The organism is Ensifer sp. Root558 (assembly GCF_001427045.1).
Taxonomy (GTDB): Bacteria; Pseudomonadota; Alphaproteobacteria; order Rhizobiales; family Rhizobiaceae; genus Ensifer; species Ensifer adhaerens.
This window is the reverse complement of the sequence record NZ_LMGC01000023.1, coordinates 476,974-491,961: the sequence shown is the minus strand read 5'-3', so window position 1 is coordinate 491,961 and position 14,988 is coordinate 476,974. Positions and strand designations below refer to the sequence as shown.

General features: G+C 61.8%; 16 protein-coding genes and 2 tRNA genes. 8 read left to right on the top strand and 10 right to left on the bottom strand.

Going from position 1 to position 14,988, the window contains the following annotated elements; genetic code table 11:
• Positions 1–35: 35 nt before the first annotated feature.
• Positions 36–1,916: a caspase family protein gene (locus ASD63_RS22240; RefSeq protein ID WP_034801311.1), complete on the bottom strand. Its 1,881-nt coding sequence runs from the start codon at positions 1,914–1,916 to the stop codon at positions 36–38.
• Positions 1,917–2,233: 317 nt separating this feature from the next.
• On the opposite strand from ASD63_RS22240, the gene ppdK reads away from it, so the two are divergent.
• Entirely contained in the window at positions 2,234–4,900 is a 2,667-nt protein-coding gene (gene ppdK, locus ASD63_RS22235; RefSeq protein ID WP_060529830.1) for a pyruvate, phosphate dikinase, read from the top strand.
• A gap of 49 nt (positions 4,901–4,949) precedes the next feature.
• On the opposite strand, the gene ASD63_RS22230 is transcribed toward ppdK, so the two are convergent.
• Positions 4,950–5,222: a hypothetical protein gene (locus ASD63_RS22230; RefSeq protein ID WP_034801317.1), complete on the bottom strand. Its 273-nt coding sequence runs from the start codon at positions 5,220–5,222 to the stop codon at positions 4,950–4,952.
• Between the two features lie 355 nt (positions 5,223–5,577).
• On the bottom strand, positions 5,578–5,961 hold the full coding sequence (locus tag ASD63_RS22225; RefSeq protein ID WP_034801319.1) for a hypothetical protein: 384 nt from the start codon (positions 5,959–5,961) through the stop codon (positions 5,578–5,580).
• 267 nt (positions 5,962–6,228) lie between these two features.
• Here ASD63_RS22225 and ASD63_RS22220 point away from each other — a divergent pair, with 267 nt between their 5' ends.
• Entirely contained in the window at positions 6,229–7,137 is a 909-nt protein-coding gene (locus ASD63_RS22220) for a DUF1499 domain-containing protein (RefSeq protein WP_034801322.1), read from the top strand.
• Positions 7,138–7,162: 25 nt separating this feature from the next.
• Here ASD63_RS22220 and ASD63_RS22215 read toward each other — a convergent pair whose 3' ends face one another.
• Genes ASD63_RS22215 through ASD63_RS22200 form a run of 4 tightly spaced genes read right to left on the bottom strand, consistent with a single transcriptional unit; the run spans position 7,163 to position 9,463 of the window.
• Positions 7,163–7,759: a DUF4166 domain-containing protein gene (locus tag ASD63_RS22215; protein ID WP_162253359.1), complete on the bottom strand. Its 597-nt coding sequence runs from the start codon at positions 7,757–7,759 to the stop codon at positions 7,163–7,165.
• Positions 7,760–7,770: 11 nt separating this feature from the next.
• Positions 7,771–8,223 carry a thiol-disulfide oxidoreductase DCC family protein gene (locus ASD63_RS22210; protein ID WP_034801324.1) on the bottom strand — a complete coding sequence of 151 codons (453 nt, stop codon included), beginning with the start codon at positions 8,221–8,223 and terminating at the stop codon, positions 7,771–7,773.
• A 2-nt stretch (positions 8,224–8,225) separates the two neighbouring features.
• A complete protein-coding gene (locus ASD63_RS22205) occupies positions 8,226–9,149 on the bottom strand; it encodes an MBL fold metallo-hydrolase (RefSeq protein WP_034801327.1) in 924 nt (307 codons plus the stop codon).
• Positions 9,150–9,166: 17 nt separating this feature from the next.
• Positions 9,167–9,463 (bottom strand): cupin domain-containing protein, encoded by a 297-nt coding sequence (locus ASD63_RS22200; protein ID WP_034801330.1) that lies wholly within the window; start codon positions 9,461–9,463, stop codon positions 9,167–9,169.
• A 203-nt stretch (positions 9,464–9,666) separates the two neighbouring features.
• Here ASD63_RS22200 and ASD63_RS22195 point away from each other — a divergent pair.
• Positions 9,667–9,741: transfer RNA gene (locus ASD63_RS22195), tRNA-Gln, on the top strand.
• 125 nt (positions 9,742–9,866) lie between these two features.
• On the top strand, positions 9,867–10,049 hold the full coding sequence (locus ASD63_RS22190; RefSeq protein WP_034801332.1) for a YegP family protein: 183 nt from the start codon (positions 9,867–9,869) through the stop codon (positions 10,047–10,049).
• 63 nt (positions 10,050–10,112) lie between these two features.
• Here the strand turns inward: ASD63_RS22190 and ASD63_RS22185 are convergent, their stop codons facing one another.
• Entirely contained in the window at positions 10,113–10,550 is a 438-nt protein-coding gene (locus ASD63_RS22185) for a hypothetical protein (RefSeq protein WP_034801335.1), read from the bottom strand.
• Positions 10,551–10,868: 318 nt separating this feature from the next.
• Here ASD63_RS22185 and ASD63_RS22180 point away from each other — a divergent pair.
• Positions 10,869–10,945: transfer RNA gene (locus tag ASD63_RS22180), tRNA-Pro, on the top strand.
• 210 nt (positions 10,946–11,155) lie between these two features.
• Here the strand turns inward: ASD63_RS22180 and ASD63_RS22175 are convergent.
• Entirely contained in the window at positions 11,156–12,088 is a 933-nt protein-coding gene (locus ASD63_RS22175; RefSeq protein WP_034789183.1) for a ribose-phosphate pyrophosphokinase, read from the bottom strand.
• Between the two features lie 289 nt (positions 12,089–12,377).
• Between ASD63_RS22175 and ASD63_RS22170 the strand changes: the two genes are divergently transcribed.
• Entirely contained in the window at positions 12,378–12,791 is a 414-nt protein-coding gene (locus ASD63_RS22170; RefSeq protein ID WP_034789415.1) for a hypothetical protein, read from the top strand.
• A 356-nt stretch (positions 12,792–13,147) separates the two neighbouring features.
• Positions 13,148–13,984: a glycosyltransferase family 8 protein gene (locus tag ASD63_RS22165; protein WP_051659149.1), complete on the top strand. Its 837-nt coding sequence runs from the start codon at positions 13,148–13,150 to the stop codon at positions 13,982–13,984.
• Positions 13,985–14,052: 68 nt separating this feature from the next.
• Here ASD63_RS22165 and ASD63_RS22160 read toward each other — a convergent pair whose 3' ends face one another.
• On the bottom strand, positions 14,053–14,232 hold the full coding sequence (locus ASD63_RS22160) for a hypothetical protein (RefSeq protein WP_034789185.1): 180 nt from the start codon (positions 14,230–14,232) through the stop codon (positions 14,053–14,055).
• Between the two features lie 490 nt (positions 14,233–14,722).
• Between ASD63_RS22160 and ASD63_RS35760 the strand changes: the two genes are divergently transcribed.
• The gene (locus tag ASD63_RS35760; protein WP_090294740.1) at positions 14,723–14,866 is read left to right on the top strand and encodes a hypothetical protein; all 144 of its coding nucleotides are present in this window, start codon (positions 14,723–14,725) and stop codon (positions 14,864–14,866) included.
• The last annotated feature ends 122 nt before the right edge of the window (positions 14,867–14,988 follow it).

Genomic DNA, 14,988 nt, shown 5'->3' with positions numbered 1-14,988 from the left:
ACTCAGCCGTGCAGGTGTTGAATTGCCCCAAGCGGTCACTCGAATTCGAGGATCAGACCGCCCGTTCCATCGGTTGGCCCCATATCGTCCCAGCTATCGACGTAGACGGATTTCGTGTCGGCTCTGCCGTTGCGATGGGCGTAGTACATGCCGATATCGTCGCCCTTCTTGCCTTCGTTCGGCATGTCCTGGAACCATTTCGTGTAGGTCAGGGGCGCGCCGGTGTCCCAGCGCCAGCCGCCTCTGGGCTCCTTGCCCTGTGGGTCCTGCGTCAGGCCGATCCAGGGGCCCATCTTGTAGCTGACATTGCCTGAGGGGTCGTAGCCGGTGTTGAAAAAGGTCTGATCGGCGTTGAAAAGCGATGCGACGAAGGCGTTCTCCTCTTGAGACGAAATCGACGCGAGGTGCGCGCCGCAACCGCCGGCGATCCCCCGCGCATAAACGGCCAAAATTATTCCCGTCCGCACTGCGACATAGAGGTGCCCTTCGAACACGCCATATACGGTTTCGAAGTGGCGCAGGCAGGTCAGCGCCCGCAGGACGGTTTGATCGGTTTCCAGACCCTCGAGGTTGGCAACATCATAGCGTCGGGCCTTCGGAGAGCTGTATATGCCCTCGGCTCTGTCGTTGACTTTGATGCCGAGGGCTTCTGCCGTGCGCTCTGTGATGAAGCCGCTTGCTGGCTGCTGGTTGGTGCTCTGGAACCGCTTGATCGCTTCGCGCGTCTGTCCACCAAAAACACCATCGGCCGTGCCCGCCGCAAATCCGCGCGAGGCGAGTGCCACCTGGACGTTTCGTCGCTTGTCCTTGTCCGGCAATAGCCGCGCTTCGACGGACTGAGGCAGATGCGACTGGTTGCGCACGGCGGCGGGTTCGATCTGCGCCAGCGCCTGGCGTCCGAGGTCGGCATATTCGCCGGTGCGGTGTTTTTCGACGAAGAAGTGCCAGATGCGCGCCGTTCCGATCTTCAGCGCCTTTTTGAAGTCCTTCTCTGCCTCAAGCGCTTCGGGATCCATGGCCGGCACAGTGAGTGCCGGCTGCACCGGCTGAACCGCCGCAGTCTGCGGCATGGCCGTCTGTACCGCCGGGGTTTGCACCGCCGGGGTCGTCTGGGGCGCTGCGGTTTCCGGCCCGAAGTAGAACTCTAGCGACAGGGATGACAGGATCTGCGGCTGCTGCTTGCCCTGCGTCTCCTTGCGCACGTCACGCACGACCCGCTTGAAGGCGGTGCCGACCTCGAGGCCGGCGCCCGAGAGATTGGCGATCAGCGCCCGCGTAAAGGGCGAATGCCCGTCGGTGCCGTCGGCGGCGACCTGTCCGGGGGCTGCGGCAAAGGCGACGAGCGTGCCGCCGCCCTGCGTTTCGATCGGCGCCAGCCCGCGGGTCGCCGCACCGCGGGTCGCACCTTCGACTTCGCGTGTCAGCCGCTCGGCGAGCGGATTGTTGCGGCAGGCATCGAGGAAGACCATCGAGATGCGGGCACGTTTTTCCATCGCGCCGATGATCTCGGACAGTGCCACGGTCTCGGCCGGCACGTCGAACTCGCTTTCGAGCTTGGCATCGGTGCCAACAAGGAAATTCTCGCCGTGCAACTGCATGCCGTGGCCGGCGTAGTAAAACAGGGCGGTATCGTCAGGCCCGATCTTGCGCGAGAAGTTTGAAAGTGCACCGGCAAGGCCGCGGCGATCGGCGTTGAGCACGAGGTTCGTTTCGAAGCCCTGGTCCTTGAGAAAAGTGTTGAAGGCTTCTGCATCGCGTGAAGCATTGGGCAGCGTTCCAGCGAGCACGTAGTTGCTCATGCCGACGACGAGCGCCAGCCGCTTGCCGTTTCCTTCGGCAAAGGCGTTTCCCATGGTGAAAAGGACCATGAGCGCCGCCGAAAGGAGCCAGGTTGTCAGATTTGCACGCCACCTCATGACCGACCCTCCGAGCCATCGAGACGGAAACGGATTGCCATGACGGGATATTCCTGGATGCACCCCCATCGCACATCTGTATATTAGATAATTGTTATGTTTCGGGCAATGTCGGATCGGGCCGCCTGGCGCAGCCTTTTCAGGAATTTCGGCTGCAATTTAAAGCCACCGACACGATTTGTGGGAGGTCAAGCGCGATGTGTAGCAATGTTACAGAAAATGATGCGCTGCAGCATAAATCTTCGCCGGGTGCATTTTCAGCCTGAAGCATATACTGTAAATCGTCATTAAAGACTGTTTCTGGGTGGAGAGCAGGCATGACGAAATGGGTTTACACCTTCGGTGGGGGCAAGGCCGAGGGACGTGCGGGTGATCGTGAGCGCTTGGGTGGCAAGGGCGCCAACCTTGCCGAGATGTGCAACCTCGGCCTGCCGGTTCCGCCGGGCCTGACGATCATCACCGATGCCTGCAACAGCTTCTTCGACAATGACAGGCAGATGCCGGATGGTCTGCGCGACCAGGTGCGCGAGGGGATCAGCCGGATGGAAGAGGTGACCGGCCGCGTCTTCGGCGACACCTCCCGTCCGCTGCTGCTTTCGGTTCGCTCAGGCGCGCGCGCGTCCATGCCCGGCATGATGGACACGGTTCTCAACCTCGGTCTCAACGATCAGTCGGTACATGCGCTTGGCCATGACGCCGGTGATGCCCGCTTTGCCTGGGACAGCTATCGTCGCTTCATCCAGATGTATGGCGACGTCGTCATGGGCGTCGACCACGACGTATTCGAGGAAATCCTCGAGGACGAAAAGGCGCGCCTCGGCCATGAGCAGGATACCGAGCTTTCGGCGGTGGAGTGGCAGAGCGTCATTGCCCGTTACAAGGAAGCGATCGAGGAAGCGCTGGGCGAACCCTTTCCGCAGGATCCGGAAGTGCAGCTCTGGGGCGCGATCGGCGCCGTGTTTTCGAGCTGGATGAACCCGCGGGCGATCACCTATCGCCACCTGCACGCCATCCCCGCCGCCTGGGGCACCGCCGTTAACGTCCAGGCGATGGTCTTCGGCAATCTCGGCAATTCGTCGGCGACTGGCGTTGCCTTCACCCGCAACCCCTCGACCGGCGAGAACGAGCTTTACGGCGAGTTTCTGGTCAATGCACAGGGCGAGGACGTCGTTGCCGGCATCCGCACGCCGCAGAACATTACCGAAGCGGCGCGCCTTGGCTCCGGCTCCGACAAGCCCTCGCTCGAAAAGCTGATGCCGGAAGCCTTCGCCGAGTTTCGCTCGATCTGCGATACGCTGGAACGCCACTATCGCGATATGCAGGATCTGGAATTCACCATCGAGCGCGGCACGCTCTGGATGCTGCAGACGCGCTCCGGCAAGCGCACCGCCAAGGCGGCGCTGAAGGTCGCGGTCGATATGGCGGAGGAGGGGCTGATCTCCGAACAGGAGGCCGTTGCCCGCATCGATCCCGCCTCGCTCGACCAGCTGCTGCACCCGACGATCGATCCGCATGCGCGCCGCGACATCATCGGCTCGGGCCTTCCGGCCTCGCCGGGGGCTGCGACGGGCGAGATCGTCTTTACCTCGGAGGAAGCGGTGCAGGCCGACAAGGAAGGCCGCAAGGTCATCCTCGTCCGCGTCGAGACCAGCCCTGAAGATATCCACGGCATGCATGCCGCCGAAGGCATTCTGACGACCCGCGGCGGCATGACCAGCCACGCCGCCGTGGTTGCCCGCGGCATGGGTACCCCTTGCGTTTCCGGCGCCGGCAGCATTCGTGTCGACCTTCGCAACGAAACGCTGACCGCCGGAGGCGTGACGCTCAGGAAGGGCGACGTCATCACCATCGACGGCTCGTCCGGCCAGGTGCTGAAGGGCGCGATCGCCATGCTGCAACCGGAACTTTCCGGGGACTTCGGCAAGATCATGGCCTGGGCGGACGCCACCCGCCGGATGACCGTCAGGACCAATGCCGAAACGCCGGCGGACGCGCGCGCCGCTCGCTCCTTCGGCGCCGAAGGCATCGGCCTCTGCCGCACGGAACACATGTTCTTCGAGGACGACCGCATCAATGTCATGCGCGAAATGATCCTCGCCAACGACGAAGAAGGTCGCCGTTCAGCGCTCGCCAAGCTTCTGCCGATGCAGCGCTCGGATTTCGCCGAGCTGTTCTCGATCATGCACGGCCTTCCGGTAACGATCCGCCTGCTCGACCCGCCTCTGCACGAGTTCCTGCCGAAGACCGACGAGGAGATCGCCGACGTTGCCGGCGCGCTCTCGCTCGATCCGTCGGAACTGCGCCAGCGCGTCGATGAACTGCACGAATTCAATCCGATGCTCGGCCACCGTGGTTGCCGGCTGGCCATCTCCTATCCGGAGATCGCCGAGATGCAGGCGCGTGCCATCTTCGAAGCCGCCGTTGAAGCGGCGCACGAGACCGGAGCGGCCGTCGTTCCCGAAATCATGGTGCCGCTTGTCGGCCTCAAGGCAGAGCTCGATTACGTCAAGGCGCGCATCGATGCGGTCGCCAAGGAGGTGATCGGTGAGGCGGGTATCGACATCGACTATCTCGTCGGTACCATGATCGAATTGCCGCGTGCAGCCCTGCGCGCCGGCGTCATCGCCGAAGCGGCCGACTTCTTCTCCTTCGGCACCAACGACCTGACGCAGACGACCTTCGGCATCTCGCGCGACGACGCCTCGCAGTTCCTGGCGACCTACCAGCAGAAGGGCATCATCGAGCAGGACCCCTTTGTCTCGCTCGATTTCGACGGCGTCGGCGAACTGATCCAGATCGCAGCCGAGCGTGGTCGTCGCACCAAGAACGGTCTGAAACTCGGTATCTGCGGCGAACACGGCGGCGACCCGGCCTCGATCCGCTTCTGCGAGGACGCCGGCCTCGACTACGTCTCCTGTTCACCCTTCCGCGTGCCGATCGCCCGGCTCGCCGCGGCCCAGGCCGCGATCAACGGCAAGGGGTAACGTCTATCGCCAACGCCGCCCAAGCGGCGTTGGCTCGGCATGATCCGCTTCACCTGGCCTGGACGATTACCGGTCGTGAGACGATGACCGGCCGGTCCCAGCCCCACATCATCATGTCGTTCTGGTAGCGGAAGGCGCGCGATTCGGCGCGGCGGTCGAGCTCGATCCGCTGCAGGCAGGTGGCAAACGCATCGGTGCCGCGGCGGAAGCCGTAGGACGCGCAGGTGTTGCCGTCGGCGATGCGCCGTTCCTCCGGCGTCATCGTCTGGCATGCCGTCAAGAGAAGCGCGGCTGCGATAAGGATGGACAGTCGTTTCATCATGGTTCTCGCGCCTCCTGGGCGCAACCGGGTCGTGTGAGGCCGTACCGGTCTGCGTCTCGCCGTGAGCAATCGAGCGGCACACCACTCAACGCCTCGAATCACAATCAATATAGGGACTTGTATCGAGAATCGAAACGAACGATGCCAATTCTGTGCCATGTCGCGGTTGTAGGCGAGGGCACCTCACACCCGTCGTTGACGTGTGTGTGTGTGAGCCTGTTCCGGAGGGGTGTCGGGGTGTGATCCCTGCGCGATGGTCCGATTGCGCGTAATCCGCTGCCAAAACGCATTCACCGTCGCTTGCTGCCTCGCCCAGGGATGTGGTTGGAGTTGTCCCTGTGAGAGGCCTGCAGTGCTACATGCGTTCGAGCACGCCGACAAAGGATTCGGCGAAGCGCTCGAGGTCGCGCGTGGTGTCGCTCGGATGTTCGATACGGACGGCTCGGCCTTGTTCGTCGAGGCAGGCAAACAGGATCGAAGCGTCGCCTCCGGCATCAGCCAGACGGAGCACGGCAATGCTGCGGCAGTCTTCGATCAGATCAGAAGCGGGCAGGGCAAACAGAAACTCACCGCCGACGTTGTCAGCAACCGTGCGGACGAAGCTGGTGAAATCGGCATTGTTGCCGGAGAAACCATCGAGGGAGAGTTCGAGCTCAAGGAGCCCCATGGGGATGCCGCCGTCTCCGGCCGGTAGGGCAGAGGGGGTGGCGATGGCCACGGCTGCTTGCGATGCGCCCATGTCGGTTCTCCGTCGATTGCCGAGCGCCCTCGATTGATGTTGCGCGCTGGCCGTTGCCTCCGATTGAAACTCCGCGTGCCCTTTGAATCCCGGGCGCGCGGGCACATTCCCATGTGTTGATAGGTGGTTAACGAGAATGGCGATTTTGCGGCGAACTGTAAGGTAGGCCCGGAGCGCGGTGGCGGACTGCCGCATTGCCTGTTCCCTCGGCACGGGGCATGGTCTAAGAATGCGGTCTGTTTCGCGGCAGGGAATTGATTCAACTATATGATGGTCCGGTACGAGCGCCCCTATTCCTTTGCCGCCCACTGGGCGCGCCGCTTCGCCCGTGTCTCGTTCCTGCTTTTTGCGCTCTCGCTGCTGGCGCACCGCTTCGGTCCGCTGACGACACCGCATTTCCTCGCCCTTGTCGGCCTCGCCGGCGCCTTTGCGCTGTTGGGCGTGCTGTTTGCCGTCGTCGGGTTGGCGCGCTTGTGGCAGGTTGCGGCGATTGGTGGCCTGGCGTCTGCTGCGGCGCTTGTCTACGCCGCGCCGACGCTCGGTTTTATCGGCTATGGCGTCGTCCAGTATCTCACCCGCCCGGAAATCTACGACGTCAGCACGGATACGGTGACGCCGCCGCCGTGGCTCAAGGTGCCGCAGGCGGAAGAGAGCTGGCTGAAGCGCAAGGCGGCGGTAACGCCTCAGGACCGTGAAGCGCAGATCCTCGCCTATCCGGCTCTGACCGGCCGGCGCTACGATGGCGCACTCGACCGCGTCTATCAGGGGGTGCGCAACGTCATCGAACAGAGCCGCGTCGGCATCACCGAAGAACTTGGTGTCGAGAACGCCCGCGCCGATCTGGAGGATCTGGCAGTACGGCCGAATGCGGGCGCGGATACGAACGCCGAACCGGAAAATGTACCCGTTCCGGCGGCGCGCCCGGAGATGGCTCTCGAAGGCGCGATTGCAGGGCGCCGCGCCAGCGATGTCGTGCTGCAGGGCGAGTGGCGCACGCTGATCGCGGGTTTTCGTTTCGATGTATTGATCCGGCTGCGCGAAGAGGCGGAGACCACCTTCGTCGACCTGCGCGTCGCCTCGCGTTACGGGCCTCATGATCTCGGCATGGGCGCCGCCTTCGCCGATCAATTCCTGCGGGCGCTCGATGCCGAGCTGTTGGGCATTGCCGGCGACTGATCGGCGGAGTGCCCGCCAGAAAACGTCATTCGTCTACGAGGGCTTTGCGACCACCCAAGTCGGCTGTCGGCTCGCCCGCTGGCCGTAGCCAGCCGCGATAACGCACGATCAGGCTGGTCGACGGGCTTGCGACCTCCACGTGGAAATGAAACAGGCCGTCACGATCCTCCTCGAACGTCCGGCCACCCGGCGCAAGCAGTAAAGGAAGCGGAAGGCCAAGAAAGGACCAGGCGCGAACCGAGAGATGCAGGCGGTTTTCGGCGGGCTCAAGCGCGCACAGGACACGGAACGGTCCGAAATCTTCCGCGAGCAGTGGTTCGTTCCGCCTCTCGGCCTTCCGTTGCGAGCTGCGCAGGACTTTCCCACCGAAGCGTCGGGTCCAGACTTCCCGACCATTGCTGCATGCGAAGTGGATTTCAACAGGGACGTCAGCGCCTGCACCGGGAAAGCCGAGCATGGAGGCGACGAGCCGAGCCCCTATCGAGCTGCCGCGCTCGATGACCGCACGTCCGCGAAAGGTGGCATGCCCCTCTGACAGGTGGTGCAGGGCGCGGATCGACGCGGGCAGGTGGTTCCATTGCCGGCCGAGGATCTGGCGGTAAAGGCTCTGTTTTTGGACCATGTCTTCCATCGTCATGCGATGAAGCGCCCACGCTCCTCAGGCGTCGGCACCATGCAGCTCTGGCGGCGGCCGGCGATGCGGTAGCGGTTTCTCGCCACGAGATCATAGAGCGGATCGCGAAGGGCAGCGGGCAGGATCCGGCAGATGTTGGCGAGCGACCACGGCAGACCCAGCCGCGCAAGCGTGCGGATCGATCCGTCGGATTTGATGCGGGCGATGCCGTCCTCGATCAGCATGTTGCTCTCAAAATGGAAGGTATCGAGCCCGTAGTGCCGGTAGAGCGCCTGGCCAAGCGGCGACTGTGCTGTCAAATAGCGATATTGCGCCCGTCGGTCGTGGCGAAGCAGAAAGCGCACCCAGCCGGAACAAAAGATGCATTCGCCGTCGAAGACGATCACCGGCTTGTCGTCGGCAAAGGCGGGCACCGAAGCATCATTGCGATAGCTGTAGGCCTCGCGCCGCATGATCAGCCCGCTCCGCCGGGCGCCAGCCGGTAGGCGCCGAGAAGCGAGGGCGGGCCATCGGTTTCGATCCGTCCCTGTTCGATCAGGTCTTCGAGATGGGCGAGCACCGAAAGTGCCGCCGCCCCATGCAGCCGCACGTCGGTGGACGCATAGATGACCTTGACCATGTCAGGGATATGGCTGTCGCCGGCGCGGATGCGTTCGAGCACGGCACGCTCGCGCATCTTGCGGTGGGCGCGCAGGCCGCGAAGGAAGGAGGCAGGCTCGATCACAGGTCCGCCATGGCCGGGCAGGTAGAGATGCTCGTCGCGGGAAAGCAGCTTTTCGAGCGAGGCCATGTAATCGGCCATGGCGCCATCGGGCGGCGCGACGATCGTCGTCGCCCAGGCCATGACGTGGTCGGCGGAAAAGAGAATGCCGGTGCCATCGAGCGCGAAGGCCATGTGGTTGGCCGTATGGCCGGGCGTGGCAAGCCCCGTCAGGCTCCAGCCGTCGCCCTCGATGCGCCCGCCGTCGGCAAGCCCGAGATCGGGGACGAACTCCATGTCGGAACTCTCGGCGAAAGGATTGCTCTCGCCCGCATGCAAGGGACGGGCGGAGCGATGCGGGCCTTCGCCGACGATCACCGCACCTGTGGCAGCCTTCAGCCGGCGCGCCAGCGGCGAGTGGTCGCGATGCGTGTGGCTGACGGCGATATGGGTGACCTCACGGCCGGCGAGCGCCGCCATCAGCGCCTGGAAATGCGCCTCGTCATCGGGGCCGGGATCGATGACGGCAACGGAACGTCTTCCGACGATATAGCTGTTGGTTCCGTGAAAGGTGAAAGGGCCGGGATTGTTGACCGTGATGCGCTGCACATCGTCCGCAACCATCACGGCCTCGCCATGGGCCGGCTTGAAATCGAGATCGAAGTCCGGGCCCTGCATGCGTCTCTTCCTGGATTTCACTTGTATTCGATCTCGATGAACGACATCGGCTCTTTGCCGGCATTGACGACGTTGTGCGCCATGCCCGCCTCACGGCGGTAGGCGGCACCCTTGGCGATATCGACCCGCCGGCTGCCCGCCTCTTCCTCGAGCAGGAACTGGCAGTCGGTCATCGGCACCACCACATAGCCGAGCCCGTGCACATGGTGACCGGTGTCGGCGCCGGGCTCGAAATCCCAACGGGTGATCCTGACGACCGTGTCGTCGACGAGTACGGTTGGAACGGCAGGGGGGCGGGCGCGAAACTGGCTCATGAAATTCTCCATCTGCCGGGACAATAGGAGGTGCGGTCAGCGAAGGGAAGGGTACATCCGGTACCCACGGCGAGCGCCCTTCGGCGTCGTCGCCAACAAATCCGCCGAAAATTCAACTTAGTGCCAACTTAGTGATTGTGACGGGCGGCGAGCTTTGATAATCAGGCGCTCGATTTGGCGGACGTATTGTCCCGTCAATCCGTTGGGGCGTCGCCAAGCGGTAAGGCACCGGTTTTTGGTACCGGCATTCCCAGGTTCGAATCCTGGCGCCCCAGCCACATTTTTCCAGGCAGTTGATCCATTGGGCGGGCGATCGCGCGCGCCGGATTTGCATGCACTCTTGTCAAGTCATCTTGCAACTGACACGCTAGTTTCGTTGATTCCAACATGTGTGAGGGAGAAGATGGCTCACAAATTCGAAATCTACAAAGACAAGGCTGGCGAGTTCCGTGTTCGCTTCAAGTACAACAGCGAAGTGATGTTCTCGACCGAGGGCTACAAGACCAAGGCCAGCGCGCAGAACGCCATCGACTCGATCAAGAAGAACGGTCCCGACGCGCCCGTCGAGGACAACAGCGCCGGCTGAGTTCGACGCAATCCCCTAGAAAAAACCCGCCGATTTTCACCGGCGGGTTTTTTGTTTGTTGGTTTAGCCTGCGGTTGCCGCCGGCTTGGTCTGGGCCGGGGCGCCGAGGAACTCTTCGCACCAGCTCGGGCCTTCGGCACGCTTGCGGTCGCCGGCAATGTGGATCGAGCGGATGACGTAGTCGGACGAGACGGTCAGTTGCACCGCGCAGCTCAGATACTCGGTGCGCGCCGAGGAAATGCGCTTGCCGCGCTTGCCGTCCTTGGTGGTTTCGTACTGCGCCGGGATCTTGCGGGTCTTGTAGCCGCCCTTCCAGCTATAGACCGTGGAGCTGCCGCTTTCGACGTCGGAGATCGGCGGACCGTACTGGGCGAAGAAGCCGCCGGCCGGCTGGCCGAGCCAACGGGCTTCGACTGCGTTCCTGGAAATCCCCGTCCCGGTCGTCGTGCAGCCGGCGAGCACGAGCGCGAGGCCCGCCACCGTCATCATGCGGAAGTTCATGTTTCTGCCCCTTTGGCTCTCGTTCTGAAATCGGCATGGCACGGAAGCCCGTATCCCCTGGCTTTCCGCGCTTTCCGTTGAGCCTCTAGCGCCAAAAGAGACGAAAGGAAATGCACGCAGCGGTTCCGGTTCCAGGAAATTATGAAGCGTTGCAGAAAGTCCCTATCACGCGCATCTCCGGGGCGCCGTTGGTGCTGACCAGGGCCATTTTGCGCCTACGTTTTCCACCGTCACGATTTTTTTGGAAAAGGCGCAATGTTTTTCGAGATAGGCGCTTGTGAAATCAAAATGCCTGTTCTATAGAGGCGCCGCTGGTCACGGAGTGTAGCGCAGTCTGGTAGCGCACCACGTTCGGGACGTGGGGGTCGCAAGTTCGAATCTTGCCACTCCGACCAGCCAAATCAACCGCTTAGCCGATCTTTCCCGAAATATGCGCCAAAGCGCGGATCGACTGCGGACTGCTTCAATCATCACTTCTATAATGCATTTGTATCTTGCGCCGCGTGACGCTGTGGTCTTTTCGGATGAGCGGGCGGATTACGTTCTTTTCTCACCGGCAAACGCCGCCTGGCTCAATCGAAACGGCTTTGCACTGTTCGCGTGGTTCAGTCGAAAAGGCTTGAAACGCTTTGCTCTCGCGCGGTTCGGGCAAGGGCTTCTCCGAGCAGCGGCGCGACGGTGACGCGGCGGATGTTGGCGGTCTGGCGTTGCGCTTCGGTGTCTTGAATGGAATCGGTCAGCACCAGTTCCCTGAGGTTGCTGGCGCCAATACGCTCGCAAGCCCCCTCGGAAAGCACGCCGTGGGTGATGTATGCCGAGACCTCTCTGGCGCCCGCTTCCAGCAAGGCGTCAGCCGCATTGATCAAGGTCCCGCCGCTATCGATGATGTCGTCGATCAAGAGGCAGGTCTTCCCGAAGACGTCACCAATGATGTTCATGACCTCCGACACGCCGGCGCGGGGGCGCCTCTTGTCGACGATCGCAAGATCGGTGCCAATGCGCTTGGCGATGCCGCGAGCCCGCGCCACGCCGCCGACGTCAGGCGAAACGATCATGAGATTCCCGACGTCGTAGCGCTCTTTGATGTCGCGGGTCGTCACCGGCGCCGAATAAAGGTTGTCGGTCGGGATATCGAAAAAGCCCTGAATCTGGTCTGTATGCAGATCGAGCGTCATAACGCGATTAACACCCGCGCCGGCGATCATGTTGGCGACCAGCTTCGCCGAAATCGGTGTGCGGCCGGTGGCGCGGCGGTCCTGACGGGCATAGCCGAAATAGGGGATGACGGCGGTGATCCGGCGCGCAGACGAACGGCGCAGCGCATCGGTCAGGATCAACAGTTCCATGAGGTTGCCGTCGGCAGGAGCACTGGTCGACTGGAGGATATAGACATCCTCGCCGCGCACGTTCTCGTGAAGTTGAACGTTGACTTCCTGGTCGGCGAAGCGCCCGACCGTACAGTCCGTGAGGGGAAGATTGAGATATCTGGCAATGGCTTCGGCAAGGGCGCGGTTGGAGTTACCGGTCACCAGCTTCATGAGCGCAATCCTGTTACAGGGAGCCTTTGAGGCAGCTTTAGAGCCTCGCTGGTGGATTCACAACCAGTGCTGCACACTTTTGTGACGCAACCGGTTTGGGGTTGTTTGAGATGGCTATTCGCGACGCTGCACTCCGGTGCCTTAATGTCTGCGCAAATGCCGTTCGTCGCCGCTTAAAAGCCGTTGGTCGAATAGAGGTGTATTCGCAACGGGGTTGCTCTGTCGGCATGCGGGCGAAGCCTCTAGGTTCCCGCCATTCAATCACGGACGACGGGGAACGGGAATGTCGATCAAGCATCTATCCATTGCGACGGTTCTGCTGGTGGCCGGCCATTCGGTGGCGGCGGCGCAGAGCTGCGAGAAGAATTTCAAGGCGAGCGGCGTTCCGCTGGTGACGCCTGTTTTCTATAAGACCTGGCAGGAGTTCCCGAAGCTGAAGCCCGAGACCGCTCTGCAGCGGATGGCGCGGGGCGTCGCGGCGGAAGGCTTTTCCGGGATCGAGATCAACAAGGCACTCGGAACCATCGAAGCTTACCAGGATACGGCAGGCTCCGGGCGGCTGCAGACATTGCGAGTCGTCGCCCGCAAGCGCGGTTCAGGCACGCGGGTTGATGCGATGTTTGATATTCAGGTGGGGCAGGTGGCCACCAAGCAGGTGGTGCAGGAAGGCCTTTGCAACATCATCCGGTCCGCGACCGAATAGGTGCCGCGCGCAGGTCTTTTACACGATCTGCGCGAGATTCTGCGGACAAACAACTATTATCTGCTCTGCCCACTTGACGCGGAAGCATGGTGTGCGAAGTCATTCGCCATGAAGAGAAGCACACCAGTGCATCCGCGTGTTTTCGGGTAAGAGATGACCTATTAATTTCATTGATACTTCCGTCGCATATTGCGCGACACCATGAGCGTGGCCCTCGCTTGGCGAGGGTCACGCCATTTCAAATGAAAGCAATCAAAGCGTCTACCGGTATGTGCGGTCGAGCGAGATCTTGCTTTTGGCCTGGACACTGCATGCGGCCCTGTGGCTGCGCGTTGCATTGCTGAAATTGACTTTAAATGATTGTTGCATGCTCGATCGACAGGCGCTTCGCGGAACTCGCGGGTGTCATGCTTTACTCGCTCGAAAAGAACGGTGGCATTCCAGATGCGCAGGTCTTTATCCTAGGTGACGGGCTGCGGGCGTCCGACAAGGAGATGCTGCAAGCCTGTGCCAAACGGAAGCTGTGCTTCATCGATGTCGAAGGCGACATTCTCTCAAAAATCTCAGGCCTGAAGACGACGAGCTACTGGAGCCGCGCTACCTACGCTCGACTGTATCTGCCGGAATTGCTAGCCGACCGGCACGACCGTCTGCTCTACCTGGACGCTGACACGCTGATCAAAAAGAGCCTGGCACCACTGGCCGATCTGTCGTTTGAAGGCAGGGCCGTTGCAGCCGTTCCCTATGATGACCCGACGCGTTTCAATCCGTCGCTCGGCCGAGAGGCGAACACACCCTACTTCAACGCGGGAGTCCTGCTGGTCGATATCGATGCCTGGAACGCGCAGGACTACACGGCTCGCATTGCCAGGCTGCTTCAGGCGCGTTCGTTCGATTTCTTGGATCAGGACGTACTGAACCTTACGACCGAAGGGAATTTCGTTCATCTCCCCGGCCACTGGAATGCGCAGAAGGGGTGGGAAGACTATTCTCAAGCTTCCATCGTGCACTTCACTCACGCCAAGCCGAACACGAAAGAATGCGAGCACCCGGAGAAGGCGACGTTTCTGGAGTACCGGAAACAAACGCCCTGGCGTTCGGCGCGACTAATCACAAATCGCGACCGGCGCATTCGCACGCTGCTGCTATCGATCAGAAAGAAGTGGCAGTGGCTCTCGGCGTTTGCTCGGTAGCTGCGCTTGACTTGTGTAGGGGCGGTGCGGTGCGGGCCGCATAGCACCGCCGCCCGCCATGCGCTCGGTCAGCCCCGCTTTTCCAGGCCGTTCAGCACGGATTGCGCGGCGGCCTGTGCCTCCAGCATCGACGTGAAGTTGCCTTGGGCGGGGTAGGTGACGCCGCGGAACTTGATGACGAAGCACCATTTGCCGTTGATGCGTTTCTCGACCTTTACGGTGGTTTCCGGTTGCTTGTCGGTGCTCACCCTGTCGTCTCCCTGATTCGGCATTCTTGCGCCAAGGCCGCCCAGATACGCCGAGGAGAGCGGTTCTGTCCACCGCAGGGTGCGCGACCGTCGATGCAAATGTTCCGGGCGAGGGGGTGAAGGCGAACGTCGCGTCCGCTTTCATTAGTCCATAGTCAGGCGGACTGTCCCACGGCGTTCGGAAACGGTGAAACAGCCCTATCGATCCTCATGATCGACGCGCCAAGTTACGAATGCGGCGTTGGATTGATAGTCGTGATCGCGCGAGGCTTGCGTCATGGTGAAGCGATTACCAGCGTTGTTTCATTTTGAAACAGCGCCTCTCCGGCTTGATAACGCCGCAACGGAACCTTGACCTCGGCGATCGCGGCGCCGACGCAGGCCGTTTATTGTTCACATGGAAACGACGTGTTCGCAGATTGGTGTCTTATCAGCGTGAACAATCGGGGCGATATTTCCATCAACACTTGTTTTTGCCCGAGAGGCTCAGATGTTGAAGGAACCAATTTTTAACTTTCGCGAGATCGCCATTTGGTCCGCTATTCTTGGCAGCGTCGTCGGCTACCAGCTTTGGCAGCACGCCGATCCTGCGCCGCTGACGATCACTCTTCCTGCGATCGAGCAGCAGCTTTGATGGATGCCTGCGGAGTTGCGCCTCCGGCAAGCTGTCGAAATGCGTCCACGGCGATCACCACTGGTTCTCAGCCGTCCATGCAAAATAAAAAGGGGCCGCTCCGGCCCCTTTTTGCTGCGTGC